General features: G+C 37.9%; 15 protein-coding genes. 1 reads left to right on the forward strand and 14 read right to left on the reverse strand.

The window, feature by feature from the left end; translation table 11 throughout:
- Nucleotides 1-90 precede the first annotated feature (90 nt).
- From ACDX78_RS14930 to ACDX78_RS14990, 13 genes are all read right to left on the reverse strand, one after another.
- Nucleotides 91-2,292 carry a CapA family protein gene (locus ACDX78_RS14930; protein WP_486028952.1) on the reverse strand — a complete coding sequence of 734 codons (2,202 nt, stop codon included), beginning with the start codon at nt 2,290-2,292 and terminating at the stop codon, nt 91-93.
- 210 nt (nt 2,293-2,502) lie between these two features.
- Nucleotides 2,503-4,260, reverse strand: coding sequence for an acylphosphatase (locus ACDX78_RS14935; protein WP_486028953.1), 1,758 nt, complete (start codon nt 4,258-4,260; stop codon nt 2,503-2,505).
- 65 nt (nt 4,261-4,325) lie between these two features.
- Nucleotides 4,326-5,912 (reverse strand): acylphosphatase, encoded by a 1,587-nt coding sequence (locus tag ACDX78_RS14940; protein WP_486028954.1) that lies wholly within the window; start codon nt 5,910-5,912, stop codon nt 4,326-4,328.
- 38 nt (nt 5,913-5,950) lie between these two features.
- Nucleotides 5,951-7,579 (reverse strand): ATP-binding protein, encoded by a 1,629-nt coding sequence (locus ACDX78_RS14945; protein ID WP_486028955.1) that lies wholly within the window; start codon nt 7,577-7,579, stop codon nt 5,951-5,953.
- Nucleotides 7,580-7,726: 147 nt separating this feature from the next.
- Nucleotides 7,727-9,364: an ATP-grasp domain-containing protein gene (locus ACDX78_RS14950; RefSeq protein WP_486028956.1), complete on the reverse strand. Its 1,638-nt coding sequence runs from the start codon at nt 9,362-9,364 to the stop codon at nt 7,727-7,729.
- A 30-nt stretch (nt 9,365-9,394) separates the two neighbouring features.
- Nucleotides 9,395-10,639, reverse strand: coding sequence for an ATP-grasp fold amidoligase family protein (locus tag ACDX78_RS14955; RefSeq protein ID WP_486028957.1), 1,245 nt, complete (start codon nt 10,637-10,639; stop codon nt 9,395-9,397).
- 199 nt (nt 10,640-10,838) lie between these two features.
- Nucleotides 10,839-13,004 (reverse strand): glycosyltransferase family 2 protein, encoded by a 2,166-nt coding sequence (locus ACDX78_RS14960; RefSeq protein WP_486028958.1) that lies wholly within the window; start codon nt 13,002-13,004, stop codon nt 10,839-10,841.
- Entirely contained in the window at nt 12,994-14,931 is a 1,938-nt protein-coding gene (locus tag ACDX78_RS14965; protein WP_486028959.1) for a glycosyltransferase family 2 protein, read from the reverse strand. The genes ACDX78_RS14960 and ACDX78_RS14965 overlap by 11 nt, the downstream gene beginning before the upstream one ends.
- 15 nt (nt 14,932-14,946) lie before the next feature.
- Entirely contained in the window at nt 14,947-16,554 is a 1,608-nt protein-coding gene (locus ACDX78_RS14970) for an ABC transporter ATP-binding protein (RefSeq protein WP_486028960.1), read from the reverse strand.
- Nucleotides 16,555-16,568: 14 nt separating this feature from the next.
- Nucleotides 16,569-17,354 carry an ABC transporter permease gene (locus ACDX78_RS14975; protein WP_486028961.1) on the reverse strand — a complete coding sequence of 262 codons (786 nt, stop codon included), beginning with the start codon at nt 17,352-17,354 and terminating at the stop codon, nt 16,569-16,571.
- 94 nt (nt 17,355-17,448) lie between these two features.
- Nucleotides 17,449-18,258 (reverse strand): glycosyltransferase family 2 protein, encoded by an 810-nt coding sequence (locus ACDX78_RS14980; RefSeq protein ID WP_486028962.1) that lies wholly within the window; start codon nt 18,256-18,258, stop codon nt 17,449-17,451.
- A 2-nt stretch (nt 18,259-18,260) separates the two neighbouring features.
- Nucleotides 18,261-19,433 carry a glycosyltransferase gene (locus ACDX78_RS14985; RefSeq protein ID WP_486028963.1) on the reverse strand — a complete coding sequence of 391 codons (1,173 nt, stop codon included), beginning with the start codon at nt 19,431-19,433 and terminating at the stop codon, nt 18,261-18,263.
- Between the two features lie 23 nt (nt 19,434-19,456).
- A complete protein-coding gene (locus ACDX78_RS14990) occupies nt 19,457-20,572 on the reverse strand; it encodes a glycosyltransferase (RefSeq protein ID WP_486028964.1) in 1,116 nt (371 codons plus the stop codon).
- A gap of 253 nt (nt 20,573-20,825) precedes the next feature.
- On the opposite strand from ACDX78_RS14990, the gene ACDX78_RS14995 reads away from it, so the two are divergent.
- A complete protein-coding gene (locus tag ACDX78_RS14995) occupies nt 20,826-21,035 on the forward strand; it encodes a hypothetical protein (protein WP_486028965.1) in 210 nt (69 codons plus the stop codon).
- Between the two features lie 34 nt (nt 21,036-21,069).
- On the opposite strand, the gene galU is transcribed toward ACDX78_RS14995, so the two are convergent.
- Entirely contained in the window at nt 21,070-21,957 is an 888-nt protein-coding gene (gene galU / locus ACDX78_RS15000) for a UTP--glucose-1-phosphate uridylyltransferase GalU (protein WP_486028966.1), read from the reverse strand.
- Nucleotides 21,958-22,020: the final 63 nt, after the last annotated feature.

The following is a 22,020-nucleotide window of genomic DNA, read 5'->3' on the forward strand; positions in this document are numbered from 1 at the left end:
GTAAATATGAATATTACTAACTTGGCTATCTTAAAACCCACGCGTCAAATGACGCGTGGGTTTTAAATTTCAAACTAAACACAGTTAGCATTAAACCTTAAAGTTACTTGTAAACTCATCAAATTTTTTACCATTTAATAAATCCTTTCTAAGCCGTGCTTCTGCCATCCGGTACGCTTCACCTAGTTTATGATCGTATTCACTATTGAATAAATGGTACTGACCTGGTCTAGGGGTTGCTTCCCCAAAAACTAGTCCATCATGACCATTTAACATATCCATCCTTATGAAAGGTGTTGGAATTTTTGAACTTGCTTCAGAAACTAAATTTAAATCTTCTTTTGTAAATCCTGTACCTTCGTATAACCCCTTCCAATGATCACCTGTATCAATTAGATTCATGTCTGGATCCCAGAAACAAAAGTTTTTATGAAGACGGTTAGTTTCCAATACTAATAGCACTTCACCATAAAAACAGTAAAATTTAAGATCAGATGGTGGAAGAGTTGAGTCTGGTTCTTTTAATATTAATTCTTCAATCATCCATTCGTCTTTTGTAAATTGTGTGATTTTGCCTGCTTTCCAATCCTTTAATTTCTTCGTGGCATCAGCTTGGAGTTCTTCCCAGCTATTTAAATATATACCTTCTCTGGCTGATAATATCGTAGTTTTATTAAAAACCAAATATACCCCCATAGAACCTGTAGAACGGATAGGTTTAATCACTACCGGTTTATTTGGTTCCTCTATTTCTGAAAATTTATATACATTTGATTCTGCCTTTGGTCTTCTCAGGCCTATACTATCCGCGAAAGGATAGGCTCGATTTTTTTTATCTAGCTTCCAGGAATATTCCTTAAAGCCCAATCTGCTAAGTTGAGATTTTTCTGCCATTATTTCCTTAAAAGACATTGCTTTACTCAATTTAAGTTTATTTCGTTCAAACCTTTTTACAAACTTATGGCTTAAATATTCTTTCTTGACAACTTCACTTAACTTATCCATTCTTTCTTTATTAGTCGTTATTTTTTTATTTCCTGCTAATTTCTCATAATAATTAAAGAAATTTTCATCTATTTCATTATGCAGCCTGCTAAGTTGCTCTATATGGTCATCAAAAACCTGATCCTCTGTAAAGTCTATATAAGATAAATTTGCATTACCCATAATAACGTCTTTTAAATTTACTCCGGATGAATTACTATTTCTTTTTATTTCATTAATTGGGTGATTTGTAACTGTAAAATAATAACCATCATTATTCTCTTGAACTTCTAGACTATTCTGTGCTCCTTTTTTTGTCTTGCTATTAAGCATATTTAATAATTCTTTGCTCTCTAATTTATTTACCATACGAACATTAAAATTAGTAAATTTATTATCTGTAACTATTGGATAAAAGTAAGGCTCTACTATCCAATCGCCCTTTCTTTCCACTAATTGTAATTTTATTATTATACTATATGGTAGCGCTTGCATCTTTTTGTATCTGCCTAGTGAGTTAAAAACAAAATTTCCCATAGAATATGCTATTGTTCCGTTTTCATTTTGCTCTATGTGATTTGCCATATGCGTACCATGGGCAAAGACAAAATCAGCTCCAGCTTTTAGATATCCTCGACACGTTTGTTTTATTTTAGCTGTTACCCATTTATAATCTAAACCTTGCCAATGAGGATATACAACAATTATTGCTTTAGGATCTCTTTTCCTCAGTTTTGTTATCTGTTTTGTTATATTTTTTAAGTTTAATGAATTCACTCCCGGAGCCTCTTTACCCGCCATAAAGCCATAGTCTTCTTTATACTGACGAGACGCCCTCATACCTGTTAAAACATATACATTTATATTACTTTTTTCACCTTTAAGTTTAACTTTTAAAGGTTTAGATGCTTTTTTTAAGTTCTCTCCAGCACCGAAATTTTCAATTCCTGCTTCTTTAAGTCTATTCTTTGTTTTCATTAATACACTCGAGCCAAAATCCATCGTATGGTTATTTGCTAGACTAACAGCTGAAACACCAAGCTTATTTAGTGCACTTAAAGTTCTGGTTGGATTATCAAAATTCGGATAGCTTTTTCCTTGATTAAACCCAGTTGGATTTTCAGATAAGACAGTTTCTAAATTTAAAATAAAGTAATCACTTGATTTGACTATTGGTTGTATTCCTTCAAAAAAAGAAAAAGGATCAAGTTTTAATCGATCTAGCTCTTTCTTTCTATTAGGATTTTTTAAGTACCAGTCACCTAAACTGGTGTCTCCAGCAAATGTGATGGTGAATTGTTTAGCCATGTTTTACGCCCTTTCTAATACCAATTGTTTTATTACTAATAAAAATATAGTTTTTCTTAGCTTTTAGTGAAATATAACTCATTAGTATTATTCGATCCTTGTTGATAATATTTTGGGGTATTAGAAATTTAACACTATAAATAAATCTTATATGTCTAAGTATTTATTTATAGATAGAACTAATTCTTATGCCAAAACATTACTGCTTTATTATTTCTTTATGAGCGAAGTTGCTTTTCTCAAAGGTTTAGTAATTTGCCATGAGCGGCTATTCTTTATATCTTTAATTTCTTGCTTTAATTTTTGATTTTCATTTATTACTTCTTCATACTTATACCTTAATTGCTTCCTTTTTATTTTTATTTTTTTATACTTACTTTTTATTTCTTTATACTTACCTTTTATTTCTATCATGTCTTTGTTCAGGGTTTTATTTTCTTGTTTTACTTTTTTTCTTTCCCTCTTGATCTTCTTATTAGCCTTTTCTAAATTTTGATTGTCCACATTAAGCTTTTTTGTTATTTCCTTCCATTCTCTTCTAGTTTTTTGTAACTTTCTAAACCCGATACAAATCGGTTTGTTCCAAAAGACTTCTGATACTTCATTTATTATAACTTCATCTGATAACTCTTTACATTCGGATATAAAACGATCTATAGCTTCAGTATTTTCACTTCCAACTAATATTTCCAGATGCTCATCATCTAATTTTCTTGTATGGCCGTGCAACTCAAGCTTCATAGCTTCGAGCCTTATCTGATTTCGGAAACCATCATTAAATCCCTCTCCACTCAAAATGATTTTTTTTGAATATATTTTCTCCAAAGTTTTAGGAGGGACTAATTCAATTTTTTTTGTAGATAAATTATCTAATGGAGACAATACCTTTTCGAAGTCAAAATAGAGATTAGATTTTTTCTGATCTATTGTTTCAGGAAAATAATAATCTACAATCTCTTTTACAACATCATAAGCTTGCCCCTCCATAGGGTATGTATGAAGTCCGAGCATTGGCTTTGTATTTACTTCAATAACAGTAGGTGATTGATCGTCAGGATTAATCATTAAATCCATTCCGCTAGAAGTTAATCCTGGGATTGCTTGAATCGTTTTTCTGACCACATTTGTTTGTTCATCTGTTAATTGATCTGTTACATCAATTGGATCCCCACCAGTAGAAATATTACTTTTTGATCTTAAAAATAATTGCTCATTTTCTTCAGGTATACTATCTAGTGTATAATCTGCTTTTTCAATTGATTCCATGATTTCTTTATCGATTTGAATTGTTTTTTTGGATAAATTTGGATTAACTCTCTTTATCTTATTTTTTTCTTTAATAAGTTCCTCAATGGTTTTCTCTCCATCACCAACAATATTGGCTGGAATCCTGTTTACAGCTGCAGCAATCTTCTCACCAACAGTCAATACCCTATATTCCGTTCCAGATATGAATTCTTCAATAATTAGATCCGTATAATTGAGTGTCTCAATTACATAGTCTAATGTGCTTATTAATTCCTCTTTTGTATTTACGTTCGAAAAAACACCTTTACCAGCATTCTCATTAACAGGTTTTAAAACAATTGGAAAACCCAAAGAGACACCATAATCTATAATGTCCTGGTATGTTTCAGTAGCATCTTCAAATCTTTTCCCTTCAGGAACTTTAATTCCTGCTTTTTTCAAATATTGTTTTGTCAGATCTTTATTATCACAAACTTCAAATGCTTCATCTGTTAGTTTATCACCACGAGAAGATACAAATTTATGTTCTTTATTATTCAGCTTTAATGAATACCTTATTAATATTTTGTTCTCAGGGTTATCCACTGTAAAGAAATTCACAGTAATACCCCGGCGCCATGCTTCCAAGGCAATGAGATACATACTGAGTCTATTTCCATAACCCTCTGTTGGCACTGCTTCTTCTAGATGATCTAACCATTTACCTTTTTCCTCTTCCATTTGTTCTCCCCCCTTCACCATAAGACTATTCATGTGCATTATATATTTAACTCGTTATACAATGGTTATTCTTTGTTAATCATTTTATATACTTTTCTCAAGGGAGAAGTTAACTTCCAGCTTTTACTCTCATGCATTTTTTTGTAACTCTCCATGACACGCTCTTTTTCCTGCTCCAATTTTTCTTTCTCTTTTATAACATCTCTTACTTCAATCGGTTTTAACTTGTAAGGTTTGTTTACTTCAAAACCAATTTTTACTGGTTTTCCCCACTCATATTCTTTTACTTCTTGTACATTGGAACGTTCAGAACCTTCCCAGCATACTTCCTTAAAATCTTCAACAACCTGCTTATCAATTCCAGCTACTAAAACTTCAACGGTTCCATCTTCCAGGTTTTCTGTATGCCCGTGAAGATCCCTCGCTATCGCTTCTTTTCTTATCGCGTTTCTGTAACCTACCTTCTGAACATCCCCACTTACTATATATTTCTTAGAAAATAACTTTCCAACTGGAGGTGTAATAACCTGCACTTTATCTGCTGACCTTGCCGTTAGCGGCTCTAAAATACTGTCAAAATCAAAATATAGGTATGTTCTTTCAATATCTTTTGTTTCAGGGAAGTAATAATCAATAATTTCTTTGGCAAAATCCCTTGGCTTTCCTTCCATTGGGAAAAGATGACCACCTAGTCCGGGACGGGCATTTACTTCCAGAATTACACCAGTGTCATTCTCTATATCCACGATCATGTCCACGCCATAGTGACTCAAACCGGGAATAGCCTTTCCTGCATTTATAGCAATATTTTTTATTCCCTCTGTTAATCGATCTGTAACATCAATTGCGTCTCCCCCAGTAGAAAGGTTGCTTTTTTCCCGTAGAAATACTCTTTCTCCTATAGGAGGGATAGATTTAAAATCATAATCTTGTCTTAAAAGTAATGCCTCAATTTCTCTGTCTTTTTTTATAAGACGACTTGTCAAGTGAGGGTTCATTTTTCTTATCTCATTTTGATTATTGATAAGTTGATTTACTGTATGCTTTCCATCACCTACAATACTTGCAGGTCTTCTGTTCATTGCTCCGAGTACTCTGTCCTCAATAACATATATTCTAAATTCATCACCAGTAATGTATTTCTCAACAATAATTTCTTTATACCCTAATTCATGACGAACATAACTTACTAATTCTCTTACAGTATCGATAGATTGGATATTCGCAAATACACCTTTCCCGGCATTTCCATCAGTTGGTTTGACAACTACTGGAAAGCCTATTTCTTCTGCATAGTTCACTATATCCTCATCATTATTATTTTCATCAAACATTTTACCCTGAGGTACTGGAACACTTCCTTTTGACAAATACTGTTTCGTAACCTCTTTGTTATCACATATGTCAAATGCTTCATCACTTACTTTGTCACCCATGGATAAAGAGAAATGATGTACCTTACCTTTACTTGCAACTGAATATCTGACCTTCAATAAATTTTCTTCATCAAAGAAGCTGTAATATGTTAAATCCAATCCTCTTCTCCAAGCTTCCAGTGCAACTGTGTATGTGCTTATGCGTTTCCCTTGTCCTGCAGGTGGAACCGCACCTTCATGATGGGGCATCCATCTATATTCTGTTAATTCTACCAATGTTTAAACCTCCCATAGCCTGGCTATTTTATATATTTTTATCGAATTTGCTTTCTTTTTCTCCTAAAATCAGTTACCATTCGTAAAGGCTTTGTTACCTTCCATGCCTTACTTTCTTTCATTAATTTCATTCTATGTTCTAACCTTCTATTTTCATTATCAGCTTTTCTTATCTCATTATTGATTTCTTTTAATTTACTTTCCAACTCAACAACACTTAACATCCGTGCATCACTTATTAACTCAAAACCTAATTTAATGGGGTTATTCCATTCCTCTTCTTTTTCTATATTGACTGGAAAGCCTTTGTTATTTGTCCAAACTTCTTTGAACTCTTCTATTTTATTTTTATCTTCTCCTGCTAAAACCATTTCATATTTCCCTCGGTGTATTTCATTGATATAACCATGAAGTTCATGTGCATATACTCGTTTTTGCATCCACTGATGAAACTGCTTTAACTCGATATCTGATTCCTTAAAATCTGCTTCTATGATATATTTTATAGCAACCAATTGATTTAAACCAGCTGGAGGGACTTCAACCTTTACGGTAGACATTTCCTTCAACGTATTCAGTATACTTTCGAAGTCAAAATACAGATTTGAGTCCTTTGCATCCATAGTTTTCGTCTCCGGAAAATAATAATCAATGATCTCCTTAGGTAAATCTCTGGCTGTTCCTTCAATTGGAAATAAGTGAATCCCGATGCCTGGCCTTGTATTAACCTCTATTACTTTTACATCTGTGTTGTCATTACTATTTATAATCATATCTACGCCGCAGTGAGGTAAGCCTGGAATTGCTTTTGCAGCATTTATAGCTATATTCTTTTGTTCTGCAGATAACTTTTCAGTAATGTCAATTGGCTCTCCACCTTTGGAAATATTACTGACTTTCCTGAGATAAACCCATTCACCATTTTTAGGAATGCTATCAATCGTATAATTTGATTGTTGAATTATATTTTTCAAGTCTTTGTCTATTTTAATTGGACGAAAGTAGAGATGAGGGCTTTGTTTTCTTTGCTCATTTTTCTTCTCGATTAAGGTTTGAATCGTATTTACGCCATCTCCAACTACATTGGCAGGCCTGCGATTGCCTGCACCTAATACTTGGTTGTCCAAGACATAAACACGAACTTCTTCTCCTATTACGTATTGCTCAAGTATGACCTCTCTATAACCCAATTTTCCCCTGACATATTCAACTGCTTCATTTAACAGTGCACTGTTTTTTATATTGGAGACGACCCCTTTTCCAGAGCTGGCATTTGTAGGTTTTAAAACCAAAGGGAATTTGATTTGCTTTGCATATTGTATGATGTCTTCATCCGCAGCGTCCCCGTTAAATTTACTGCCAAGTGGTATGGGTACACCGGCTTTTGTTAAGTAACTATATGTTTCACTTTTACTTTCACATATTTCAAAAGCTTTTTCTGTTATCAGATCGCCACCTGAGCCGCTAAAATGATGTGTTTTTTCTCCATTGCTTAAAGAATATCTTATTTGTAGTTTGTGATTCTCAAATTTGGAGTAGAATTTTAGATGAAGACCTCTTCTCCACCCTTCCAATGCAATGGTATACATGCTTATTTGATTTCTTCTGGCTTCAAGAGGGACTGCTTCCATTAGATGCGGCAGCCAATTGTCCTGCTTGTATTTCATTGTTTTAACTTCCCTTCGACATTAAAGTTATTAGGTCTACAGCTATGAAAACTGCTTTTCAAAAGAAAAACAGGAAGTGTTCATAAAACCCTTCCAACCCCTCAAAGCTATATAAAGCTACCATGCTTTCACTTTAAGAAGTATCATTTAATGCCGTGTTTTTACAAGTCTTTTTATAGCCCCACCCAATTTCCGGATTGGCTCTGTCATCTTCCATGAATTACTTCTTAACATATTATGATATTGCTTTCTCAGCTTCTTTTGTTCTTTTCTCGTCTTCATTAAGTCATCTTCTAATTTAGCTAGTTCAGCAAGTAAGCTCTTGCTTCCTCCCTTAATTTCAAAACCTAATTTAATTGGCTGGTTCCAATCCTCTTCGTATACTTCCTTCTCTTGCGAATGATCATCCAGTTCATTTATATATTGCTTAAATTGTTCTACTGTCTCTGTATTCTGGCCAACAACTACTATGTCAATTGTATCACTATCTACTTTGCTTATTTTACCCATTAAGGATTGTTCAATAGCCTTTTCTTTTATTTTTTGATGATAAGCCAGACTATGAACATCTCCAACAACTGTATACTTCTTGCCAATAAATTCCTTAGACTGTAAATTGGCAACCTCTGTAACTATAGCAGCTTTACTGGCAATGGGTGTCAGTACTTCATGTAAATCGAAATAAACAAGTGGCTTTTTATGTAAAGCTTTGGTTTCGGGGAAATAATAATCAATTATTACATGAGGTACGTCTCTTGATTTTCCTTTTAAAGGATATAAAATAGAACCAATTTGAGCAGTCGGGTTTAGTTCCAATACATAACTTGCTTCTTCATTCAATTCATCTGAATTAATGATAAGATCCACTGCTCCGTGCTCTAATCCTGGAACGGCTTTTAGAGCATTTATCGCAATCTCTTTTATTTCCTCCGATAATTCATCCAATACGTCTACTGGATCTCCACCGGAAGAAATATTACTTTTTTTACTTAAAAATACTTTCTCATTTCGTTTGGGTATACTAGCTTTTGTATAACCCTGTCTCCCAATAAAACGCTCCGTTTCCTCATCTATTTTTAAAGGGCAGCTTACAAGGCGAGGATTTAACCCTCTTTCCCGGTTTTTATTGGCTATTAACATATCGATAGAACTCACACCATCCCCGACAATATTAGCCGGAATCCTGTTTATGGCACCAACAACTTGATTGCCCACTACATAAATTCGGTATTCTTCACCCGGGATGTACTGTTCTGCAATCACATTTTTTATATTTAACGCTGTTCTCACATAATTAAGTGCGTATTCCAAATCCTGCTTATTCTTTATGTTCGTTACTACACCACGACCAAAGCTTCCATCTGTCGGCTTTAAGACAACTGGAAAACCTAGTGATGAAACATACTCAAGGATAGCATCGTTAGCTTCATCTTCATGAAATTGCCGTCCCTCAGGCGTAGGAACACCTTTTTCCTTCAGTGCCTGCTTCGTTCGTTCTTTATTTTTTCCAATGGCAACTGCCTCATTTGTCACTTTATCTCCTCGTGTACGAAAGAAATAATGCGTTTTATCTTTAGAACTAAGGGAAAATAATTGACCGGGCTGATCAACGTACCATGTTGTAATTTCATTAAATTTTTCTGCGTTCTTTGCATGCCAGCGGAGGGTTAAACCTCTTCTCCATCCTTCAAGTGCTACTGCATAAGCATCCAGTGAATTCCCTTGTACTTCCGATACTATCTCAGTTGATAAATGCGGAAGCCACTCTGCAGACATCTCTGTCATTGTTCTTCCTCCTAAAATAACCCTCATCTTTTATTGGCTATTGGTGATACTGGCGGCAAGTTGTTTGAATTCTTTAAATTCTTTTCCATCCAATAGATCATTGATGAGATTTCCTTGTGCTTCGAGAAAATAATCACCAATCCATTTATCTGTCGGTTCATCGAATTCATCATAATTTCCCGGTTTTGGTGTGAATTCACCAAAAATCAGGCCATCCTGTGACCTTAGAAAGTCAATCCTTATAAACGGTGCAGGAATGTTTAAACTTATAGAAGATGCAAGGTCTATTTCTGATTGGGTTACCCCTTTTCCTTTGAATAAATCTTCATCATATTTCCCTGTTCGGACTCTTTCGCCAGTAACCGTCCACCAGCAATAACTCGGTTTTGGAACGCGATTAATTTCCAATATCAAGCCAACTTTACCATAAAAGCAATAAAATTTAATATCACTAGCAGGCGTTTTCTCCTGTTCATTTTCTAAAATGAGCTTTTCCATAGACCATTTATTGTGACTGACCCAGCCCATGAATACATCCTTTTTCATGTTCGTTAGTAAATCATTCCAGTTGTTTAAGTGCTGGGACCTTTTAATATCTATTATATCATTAGTACTATATACAAGGTATACTCCCCGGCCACCTGCTCCATCAACCGGTTTGATCACAATTCCACTTTTTTGGGGGATTTCTTCTAGCCGATAAGTTTCATCTGAGATTACAGGTGTTTTAACATCAAGCTGTTTCATGAATTGATAGGCAAATTTTTTATCATCCAGAAGCCATTCCGGCAAAGGCTCGACTAGTTGTTTTTGTCGCACACGCATATTAAGACTCCCACGAAAAGAAGCAGCCTGTCTTAATGGCATTGGATTGTCTGTCAATCCGGCACGGATCATAAACTCTGGAATCTCTTCTATTTTCATGCCTTTACTTGCCTGAGAATAAACCATGTTTTTGTAGTCGTCTTTTTCATTCATATAAACACGTGTAGCAAAGCTTAAAGCATTTCTATAGTTGGTATCATGTTGTTTTTTATGCTTTACTGTTTCTTTTATAAATTCCAGAATCTCGCCACTGACTTTTTTCTCATTTGCCATATTTAACAGTTGTCCGCTATTAAGTTTGCGATCATCCAACATCAATTCATTTATACGTTTTTTGGTTAGATACAGTTCTTTTTCAGTTTGCTCAAGTTTTTCTTCAAGTTCTTTTACGTATTGAGACTGTTCTGCTTTTCTTTTTTGACCAGTTGATCTTACAAATAAATCATTCATTTTCCTTAGTGGCTTAGAATATTTCCATGTATTGCTTTTTTCTATGTTATTTATTTCTTTTTTATTTGATTTAATATCCTGTTCTGCTTTTAAAATTGCAGCTTCTTTTTTAATTCCTTCTTTTAGTAGTTCCTCTTCCGTTTGAATATAATTTGAGTTTTCGTTTTGTTCATGAAGGCCAGGACTATCATTTGTTTTTTTAATAGAGATCCTCCCCTTTATCGTCATATAGGTACGGATTCTTGTCCATTGTCCAACGCTCCAGGTAAGAGCTGTAATTTTCCATATTCTTATTTATCTCATCCCATGGTATGGTAGAAAGATTAATATACTTTACATTATAGAGCTTGTTTCGGCTTAATTTCTCCCTGATTTTCTCATCTGCCGGGTACCAAGTTCCTTTTCTGTCAAAATAATGTGCAACATGTGTTGAAAAAACTCTCATAAAATAAATTGGATCAGGCAATTCATCAATTACTACCCGCACATTTGCCGCTTCTACTTCAGGTATATATTTTTGTTTTTCCTGTAATACCCCAGCGTTTTTTATCATCAGATTCTCGCAAACAATTTTTTCTCCATATACAAGCATTTGAACTGCATCTCCATTAACCTGATTCCTTATTAGCTCATTAATTTCCTTTGGCATCTTAAGGTCATAATATGCCATTTGGATAAGGCCAGTACGAAGCCCGAGCTGTTTATGCATCTTTATTTCTTCTATCGTAGACTGAAGTTTGTGCTCAGGCAGCCTGAAATCACCGGCAATCACTATATCAAATTGTCTAAATCCTGCCTGCTTTTTTTCTCTTTCGGGCCACATTGGCTCCGGTACCGGATAGGCTCTTTCTTTTTGCGGGTGTGGATAAATTAAGGTGTTTGTATTTTTATGGTGATGGCGATGTACCTCTGCATATTCCTTTCTTGCACCCATGAGAAATCCATTATAACCGAATGCTGAACTGCCTGTCAGTGAGCTGGGCGACTGTCTCGGAAATGAAAGCGGGCCTGTTTTCAGGTCAACGATTCTTTCTTTTCCAAAGGTGATTCCTATCCGCTTGATAAATTCACTGTCTGCAGCGAAACGAACTTCATCCCAAAAGCCAATCTCCTCTATTACAGGCACTCTTCTGAACATAAGGGATGACATATTGGTAAAAATATAATGGCCGGGTGTCCCTCTTCGGTATAATGTAAGATCCTCTGTCATGCGCGCTTGCTCTGACGTGTTTGCTATCAGATTCGGGTTATCTATTAAGTGTTTCGCCTGTGTTTCTATTTTTACTGGATGTGACCAGTCATCTGAATCATTGATGGTTACAAAATCACCTGTTGCTTCTTTTAAAGCGATGTTTCTTGCAACATAGGGTCCGCTGTTTTTCGGCGTCGAAAGCAGTTTTATTCTTTCATCTTTTTCAGCATAGGCCTCGATTACTTCTCTTGTCTCGTCTGGGCTGCAGTCATCCACGATTATGAGCTCGATATTCTGCCAAGTTTGCATTAAAATTGAATCCATTGCTGTTTTTATTCCGTTTTCGGCGTTGTAGGCAGGAATGATTACTGTAACTTTTGGTCCGTTTTCTATTTTGTAATTAGGGATAGAGGTTAATCTGTCGTAAACTGTCTCTGTATCCTTTTGAGACATTGTGAGGGGAGTAACCCCATAAACATCCAATGCTTTATTTATCCACGCTAACCGTTTTTCCAGTGTTTCTTCTACACCAGCTGCAGCAAGGTATAAGTCAGGATGGTCCTGGAATGTAAGTACCTGCTGCATGAAAGCTTGTCCTTCTACATTCCTTTGTAGTATGGCCAAACATTCCGCTTTCATAATGGCTCCCCTTCTTAATCGAACCGGATCGTCTTCATCCTTCATCGCCTCAGAAATATAATTAAGTGCCCGCGCTGCACCTGGCTTGGTATATTTACTTGCATACAGGAGGGTCAGTTCCCAGGCAATAGCCTGTTTTATATACTTGCTGTCTGTTCCTTTATATAAGTTTTCCAGGTCATCTAAAGCTTTCTCTTCAAATCCGAGATTATATAGATGGTATTTATATTTTTTCAATTGATTGGCAGCACTTTTTCGTTTATATTCTTCGCTGTACAGCTGTTTTCTGTTTCGTCTGCCGAGTGCATAGGCTGCCGTTGACCTTAAAAATTTCTTCACCTTTTTAGGCGACTGAACCAGTTTCCAGGTTTGGCTGTCTGTTACGGCCTGAAATTCTCGTTTCAACTTCTGAAGCCGCTGTTCTGCTTGCTGCTTTTCAATTTGCTTTTCTGCAAGCACTTGTTCCAGTTCCTTTAGTTCCGCCTCTAATTCAGCAGTCCGCTCTGTTTTCTGATCGTCCTTCCTATTTTTCATAAATCATCTGCTCCCAGTTTTCTTTTGCTATTCTGTCTTTTTCTCCAGGATATCGGTGGTGAAAAGATTCTCTGACTGCTGCATCTATCGGATACCACACTCCGGCATTTCCAAAATAGCTCTGCAGCTGCTGCTCGTAATGTTTGATAAGTTGGTTTGGAGTTTCAGCCATCACAATAGAAACCTGATCCGCATTGATTTCTGGTATATATTTTTGTTTTTCTTCTAAAACGAGCGGGTTGATTATCATTAACTGCGGGGTCTTCACCTTCTCCCCATAGACGACCATTTGTACATTTTGCCCGTCTATCATTTCACGGATTTCCGGCTGGATTTCATTATTTAAGTTTAAATGATAATAATACATTTGCACGAGACCTATTTGTTTTCCGAAAGTCCGTTGTTTTTCTATTTCCTTTTTAACTATGTCATTTGATTGTTTCAACCGGAAATCTGAGGCGATCATGACATCAAATTCGCGAAATCCTGACAGTTTCTCTTCCCGCTTCGGCCACATTGGCTCAGGTACCGGAAATGGTCTTGTTTCCTGCGGGTACGAGTAATACAGGGAGTCTGCATTTTTATGATGAAATTCCAGGCTTTCTACATATTCTTTTCGTACTCCCATAAAAAATCCGTTGTAGCCAAATGCGGAGCTACCTGTCAGGGAGGCTACAGACTGTCTTGGCAGAGATAAAGGACCTGTTTCCAAGTCGACATAGTTTGCTTTTCCGAAAACTTTAATAAGACGGCGTTTAAATTCCCCGTCTGCAGCAAAGCGTACACTATCCCAGAACCCGATTTTTTCCATTACCGGTTTGCGTCTGAACATGATTGAGGACATGTTGGGAAAAATATATTTCCCCGGTGTTCCCCGGCGATATAATTGCAGATCCTCTGTTAATCTGGCGTGCTCGGAAGTGTTGGCAATCACATTTTCATTGTTCATGAGATGATTTACTTGTATTTCAATCTTTTCCATATGCGACCAGTCATCTGCGTCATTAATCGTGATGAATTCTCCTGCTGCTTGCTCCAGTGCAATATTTCTTGCTACATACGGTCCGCTGTTCACTGGGGTGGAGAGCAGCTTCACCCGGTTATCTTTTTTAGCATAATCACTTATTACTGCTGCAGTATTATCTGGGCTGCAGTCATCGACAACGAGTAGTTCCAGGTTCTGCCACGTTTGTGCCAGGATCGATTCAATCGCTGTTCCAATGCCTGACTCTGCATTATAAGCCGGAAAAATAACGGAAACCTTTGGCCCGTCTTCTATCTTTTTATCTGATGGTTCATTTTTGATATCATCATAAATTGGGTTTTCCTTAGAATCAAATGTAATCGGCTGCAAATGATATACACTCATCGCTTTATTGATCCATCTGACGCGTTCCGGGATGGAAGCCTCCAGGTTTGCCAGCCCCAAATATAAATCCGGATGTGTCTGTGTCTCCAGCGTTTCCCGGATAACCTGCTTTCCTTTCTCTACTTCGTTAATTCTCTCGTAACATTCCGCTTTTATAATAGCAGCTCTTCTTAATTGATCCGTATCCTGCTCCCCGTCTAACGCTGCAGGTATAAAAGTTAGCGCCTGTTCGGCACCAGCTTCGGTATACATATTGGCGTACCACAAAACGAGCTCCCATGCTGCGAGCCGTTTTAAGTGCTTATCTTTTATTTCATGATGAAAAGACTTCAAGTCTTCCAAAGCTTTTTCTGTAAATCCCAGGTTGTAAAGATGGTGTTTGATTTGGTTCAATTTTTGTCTTTGTGCTTGTTTTTTTCCGCCGATCAGCCGTTTTATTTTTGCTTTTTGTTCATCTGACAGCTTATCTGTGAGTTTTTTTCTTTGCTGTTCATTTAACAGGCTGTACAGAACCCAGTCAATCGGCGCTGTTATTATTTTTTTTAGTAATTGAATCATAACCTTCCACCACCATTATGCGTCAGCCTCTGACTTCTTTCCCTCAGGCTTTTTCCCTCTGTTTTTATTAACAGCTGTATTTTTCATTACTTTTCTATTTCTTGGGTTTCTCACATTTTTAACAGGTTTAACTCCCTGTGATTCCCGGTACTTGGCAATCGCCTCTTCCGGTGTTCCATCATAGCGGATCTGCCCTTTTTCCATCCAGATTGCACGGGTGCAGATCTGTTCCACAAAACTCATGCTGTGTGTCACGATAATAACCGCTTTTGCACGTTCCATCATTTCCTGAATTCGTTCACTTGCCTTTTGCTTGAACGCCATGTCGCCGGTGGATAAAGCTTCGTCAATAATAAAAATATCTGGTTTTAAGATGGCTGCAATACTAAATCCGAGACGCGCTTTCATGCCGCTGGAATAATCCTTGACAGGCTGGTGAATTTTTTTGCCGAGGCCGGAAAATTCTACGATCTCATCATAATTTTTGTCAATCCGTTGCTTGGAAATCCCAAGGAGCATGGCATTTAAATATATATTATCTGTTCCGTTTAACTGTGCGTTAAAGCCGGTTCCGTAGCCGAGCAGGGATGAAGTCTCCCCGTTAAGCTCGATTTCTCCTTCATCCGGAGCTAAAATTTTCGTTAAAACTTTGCATAACGTACTTTTTCCAGCACCGTTATGGCCGATAATCCCGACGACTTCCCGCTCCTTTATTTCAAAGCTGACATCTTTGAGCGCCCAAAATGTGCCTGTATTCAGTTTAAAGGAAACACCGACATTGTCCGCTTTTACAATCGTGCTTTCTCCAACCTCCGTATCTGTCTTTTCCAACTGGAGGTTGCGATTGCGCCTCGGTGGTCGGGGTGGTACGGTTGCTTTATAGTTTTCGATGACCGTTTTTGGGTCGCCGATTTCCCTTACCTTCCCTTGATCAAGCCACATAAGTCTGTCACAGTTGTTCTGGGCATAACGGAGGCTGTGAGTTACGATAATAACTATTTTTGCCTGTTTTACAAGTTCCTTCATCTTTTCCGCTGCTTTTCGGCTGAATTTGGCATCACCGGTGTTGAGTGCTTCGTCCAGGATGAGTATTTCCGGCTGCAGATGGGAGGCAACACTGAATCCGAGTCTTGCCTTCATCCCGCTGGAATAATACTTCATTGGCTGCTCGAAGAATTCATTGAGATCGGAAAAATCGTGAATATCATTGATATAATGGGTGATCAAGTCTTTACTGATCCCGAGCATCATGCCATTTAAATAGACGTTCTCCCGGCCTGTCAATTCCTTATTAAAGCCCATGCCAAAGGAGAATAATGCCGTTACATTGCCGTCCACATCAATTTCCCCGCTATCTTCCTGTAAAATGCCGGAAATGATCTTGGCTAGTGTGGTTTTTCCGGCACCATTAGAACCGATGATACCGAGAATTTCACCGTGGTGTCCTTCAAAATTGATGTCTGTCAGCGGCCAGACTTGTTTTTCTTCCTTTGACCGCTTGTCTCTTTTGAACATTTCAAAAACAAGGGATTTGTAATCATCCCGCTTTTTGGAATTAAAAGCAACACCTATTTTTTTTGCTTTAATGACATTTTTATTTCTATCCTCAGTTTTGGAACTCATGTGTAAAACCTCTTTTATAATGCTTTAATAATTTTATGTTCATTTTTGCTGTAGTAATAAAGCATGAATACAATGACTGCTAATGAAGAAATGAATATAACGGTTAATGGCATAAAATCCGGTGATGTGCCATGCATTAAAATATTACGGTAATTTTCCACAATATGTGCTACCGGATTAATCGCGACCGCCCAGCCGTATTCCGGGGGCAGCCGTCCGCCTTCCCAAATAATCGGGGAAGCGTAGAAAAAGATTCTTGTTACATATGTCATGAGATTATCAATATCACGGACGAATACGGTAATATAGCCAAGTACTAGTCCGACTGCAAGTAAAAATGTGGTTTGGATAATAACTAGCACCGGCAAGTAAAGTGCTTCCCAGCCAGGTATATAACCGTATACCAGTAAAAATATAGCTACAACCACAAGGCCAAATGCAAAATTAAATAACTGTGTTAATGTAAATGACAGCGGGAAGATCGATTTCGGCAAATAGACCTGATTAATAATCGAGCTATAGCGCATAATGGATTTTGCCGCTGAATTTACCGTACTGCTGATACATCTCCATGCCACCAGTCCAATCACAAGGAATAATGCAAATGGATAGTCCCCTTGGCTGTCTCGTTGCAGAATAACAACTACTAAAGTGTAAAATACAAGTACGTTCAATAATGGATCCAAAAGCCACCAGAAATAGCCCAGAAAACTGTTTCGGTGTTCTGCTTTCAGTCCTGATTTTACCAAGTAGAACAGTAAGTCTTTTCTTTTTATTATTTCCTGTATGTAAGATTTCATTTTATGGATGACACCGCCTAATTAACTTTGCGCATTTTTCCGGTTGATTGTGACGAAAAATGTCGAGTAATCTATAAACCCGACGCGCCGGCCGTTATGTTTCTTTTCGATCGGCCATTCTATATTTTATACTATTTTTCAATCCAATGACTGCATAATGAACAAAATAATAGATGCTTTTCAGCAGATTTTGTTTTTCAATCTCCCTGTACACATACCACTGCCTTTTCGCAGCTTTCAGTTTATTGCTTGAAATGGAATGATCGACACTCCGGTATTTGGCCAATACTTCTGGCAGCCCGTAAGCACGATAGCCCATTTTTGTAATCGTAAGCCAGTAAACATAATCCTGCCTTGTACGGATATCCACCATTTCCAGGGAACCAACTTTTTCTTTATCAATCATAACCGTTAAACAGCCAATCACGCAATGCTTCATTAGATCATGATAGCCAACGGATTCGGGTGCTCTGGAAATCGCATTGCGAAGTGTTCCGTCTTCTTCCATCCGAATATATTTTGTAAAAGAAAAGGCAATGTTTTTCTCCTGCATGAATTGCAGCTGTTTTCTGAGCTTTTCCGGATACCACAGATCATCACTATCAAGGAATGCAATGTATTTTCCGCTCGCATTTTTCATCGCCGTATTTCGGGCCACGGCTGATCCGCTGTTTGTTTCCAGCTGAAACAGTTTGATCCGGCTGTCTTCTTTCTCATAGCTTTTTATATATTCGACTGTTTTATCCGTTGAAAAATCATCGACAATGATCATTTCCCAGTTTGCGTAAGTTTGAGCTAATACGGATTCTATTGTTTCATGTATAAATTTTTCTGCATTGTATGCAGGTGTAATTATTGATATTAAAGGGGTTTCCAGCTGTTCCAAGTTATCGGCCCCATTCATTTTTAGTTGAGCTTCAGCAACTCATCATACCAGTTGATGAGTGTTTCTTCCTGTGTTCTCCAATTGAGGTGTTCCTGTACCGCTTGTTTGCCGTTTACCCCCATTTGTTCTGCTTCTTTGGGGTTATTTCTCAGGTATTCAATTGCTTCCTTTATTTCCCTATCATTATTTGGGTCTACGGCAATCCCGCATTTATAGGTTTCCATAAATTCTTTCCATACCGGAAAATCGGAACAAATAATCGGCAGCCCTGCATTCATATACTCGAAAAATTTCGTGAGCTCTTTTTTTCGGTAATGTTCTGTTGGTGGGAATAATGCGATCCCGGCCAGCCAGTTGCGTTCCAGGTAGCGTTCTTCAATGACTTCTTTTTCAATAAACTGGTCGATTCCTTCGATATGCAGCCTGTCCTTTTCCGCTCCTGCCACACCTTCCATTTCTTTTGCCAGGTCGCTCGGACATTTGCCGACAAAATGGACTTCCGCCTGATCATCTATCAGCGGAATTTTGGCATGAAAAAGCGCGCCTCGAACATGAGATACATTACCAGTATACAATAATTTATCCTCCTGTGGGCTGCCTTCTCTATCATGTTTCATAAATTTTTCATTTACGGTTGGATAATTTAATACTAAAACGCCGTCCGGGTACATATCTTTATAATATTTTTCCGCCAGACATAGCTGAAAGTGACGCGCGAAAGATTTCTCCATATATTTATACGTGGCCGCAATCATTTTTTTGATCGGCTTGGCCATGTAATCTTTTTGCAAAATACTTGTGATATAGTCTTCATGGATGTCATAAATAACGGTGTTGTTTTTCTTTTTTAACAGCCATGCTGCCGGCAATAATTCCGGGTCATGGAAATGATAAACATCAGCCTCAAGGGCCTTTGCTTTTTTATATGCGTCTCTTGTCCCGTACATCATTCGTTTTAATCTGCTTGTGTATGTTTTTAACGGGATATGTTTCACTTTTTTCGTTTCGTTCGTCTGGCCATTTGCTGCAGTTTGTGCCATCAATGTCACATCAAAACCCGCCTCAGCCAGTGACATGCATTCTTTATGGTAAATTCTCGGGTCATAAGGGTGATGTACTGTCGTCATATGCACCACTCGCTTATCTTTTCTGGCGGCGGCAGTAACATTATTCCTCCCATACGGAGCAGTCATACGCCATCAACTCCTAATTACGCTTATTCAAACGTTTGAATAAAAACTTCTTCATATTGTTTTACGATTTTCCGTGCGTGAAATTCATTGGCACGGCGGATGCCTTTATCGATGATTTCCTGTGTTTTATTAGATTCTAGTTTTAATGTATTGATTATTTTTTCTGCCATATCGTCAGCATCACCCATTTCGCATAGGATCCCGTATTCTCCACCTGCGAGCACTTCTATCGCTCCGGGTCTGCAATTCGTAGAGACAATTGGTGTTCCTGTTGCCAGAGCTTCTGTTAACACATGGCCGAACCCTTCCCGGCGTGATGACAGGACAAATAGATCAGTGTATTTAAAATACACATACGGATTGCGCTGAAAGCCGATAAAATGAATTTTATCTTGCAGATGGAGGGTTTTAGCCTGGGTTTTTAAGTTTTCCTCCAGCTCTCCTTCTCCAAGAATGACGAGTTTCGTGTTGATTTCTTCCTGGACTTTGGCAAATGCTTCGATCAATGTTTCATGATCCTTATCCTTCACTAGTCTTCCTGCCGTGATGATGATTTTCGCATCATCCTGGAAAATATATTTATGTTCTTCGGCAATTTGACCATTTTCCATGTGTTCGGTGATGCTGTTCACATCAACCGGGTTATAGATGACACGAATTTTTTCCTGTTTTACTTTATAGCGTTTTACGATATTATCCTTTACACCGTTGGACAGGGCGATAACTTTACCTGTCAGCTTATATAGTATTCCCATCACACGCAGTTTCATGTTGGCACGGAAGTTCCCGCCAAGATAAGCTGCTTCGCGCACGATGTTTTTTGCGCGGGTGAATGAAAAAATCCTCGCCAGGATAGCGATCGTATTATAATTCGGAATCGTGCTGAATACGATATCGGCATTCTCGCTGCGAATGACTTTTGCCAGCGGGAAAACAGCCGAGCGCAGGCGCTTCGTATTTAATTTAATAAATTTGATGTCATCATTCATATAGCTTTCATAGCTTCCATTATAGTTCAATGTAACAAGCACAGGCATGAATTTTGTCCGGTCGATGTTATTCAGGATATTCAGCATCGTTCTTGCAGCACCGCCGGCACCCATTTGGTATATAAAAAATATGACTTTTATCTTTTTCACCTTACTTCAGCCTTCCTCTTGCATGCTTGTTTGGGTCCTCATATATTGGTGTCTTCATGCTTTATTGAGACATTTACGCTCCACGAATTATACCATAGTAGCAGAAATAAATAAATTGTCGAATCATTTGGATAATGGAGGTTGATTATTAGGGATAGTGTGGAGCGGATTGATTTGAGTTCGTAAGCTCTAGCGTGGGTATGAGCGACTTTTGAGGGGTGGTGAGCAACTTTGGGCTGGAGGTGAGCAACTTTTGGACGGGCATGAGCAACTTCAGGCTGGAGGTGAGCAACTTTTTGACGGGCATGAGCAACTTTTGGCTGGAGGCGAGCAACTTTTTGACGGGCATGAGCAACTTCAGGCTGGAGGTGAGCAACTTTTGGGAGAGTCGCGTGATCTCCTATTTCATGAGGATCACGCGCAAATTTCACGCTTGCTCGCGCGTTTAGCTCGATCTTCATAAATCAGGAGTCAGCAAGTATGCCAACTCCTCCAACTTATTTATCATTTAATGATGCCAGCTTTTTCTCCATATATGCCTTCACGTCTTCATGCAAATCTGCCCGCTTCAAAGCAAAATCAATCGTAGCTTCAACCAGGCCAAGCTGATTTCCTACATCATAGCGGTCTCCGGTAAAATTATAGGCAAGCACTTGCTCCGACTCATTTAAAATTTCAATCGCGTCTGTTAACTGAATTTCATTATCTTTTCCTGGAGGAAGAGTTTTCAGGATATCAAATATGGCCGGAGTGAGCACATATCTTCCCATTACAGCAAGATTAGAAGGAGCTTCCTCCTGTTTTGGTTTTTCAATCATTGTGTCAATCTCTTGTATGGAAGGGCCGAAATCTTTTCCGTTAGCAGCTTTAATAATTCCGTATTTAGACACATCTTCCCACGGTACATCATGCGTACCAATAATAGAGGATTGATGTTCCTCGTAAACCTTCATTAGTTGTTTCAAGCATGGTTCCTCTGATTCCACAATATCATCTCCAAGCAGAACTGCAAATGGTTCATTGCCGACAAAACTGCTTGCACAATAAATGGCATGCCCCAGTCCTTTTGGCTCTTTTTGGCGGATATAATGGATGTTAGCAAGATTGGATATGGAGCGAACCTGTTCCAGCACTTCCGTTTTCCCGGCTTTTTCAAGCTTGGCTTCTAATTCATAAGTAATATCGAAATGATCCTCGATTGCCCTTTTTCCCCTGCCGGATATGATGATTATATCTTCAATTCCCGAATCAACCGCTTCTTCTACGATATATTGTATTGTTGGTTTATCTACAATGGGAAGCATTTCCTTGGGTGTTGCTTTTGTGGCTGGCAAGAGACGCGTTCCCAGTCCTGCAGCTGGAATAATTGCTTTTTTCACTTGCATCATATTAGTCTCCTTCATTTATCGCATATATTTTTAAAATAATTGACGTTTTTACCAGTTACT

It is taken from the genome of Virgibacillus oceani (assembly GCF_041521345.1).
GTDB lineage: Bacteria > Bacillota > Bacilli > Bacillales > Amphibacillaceae > Virgibacillus_N > Virgibacillus_N oceani_A.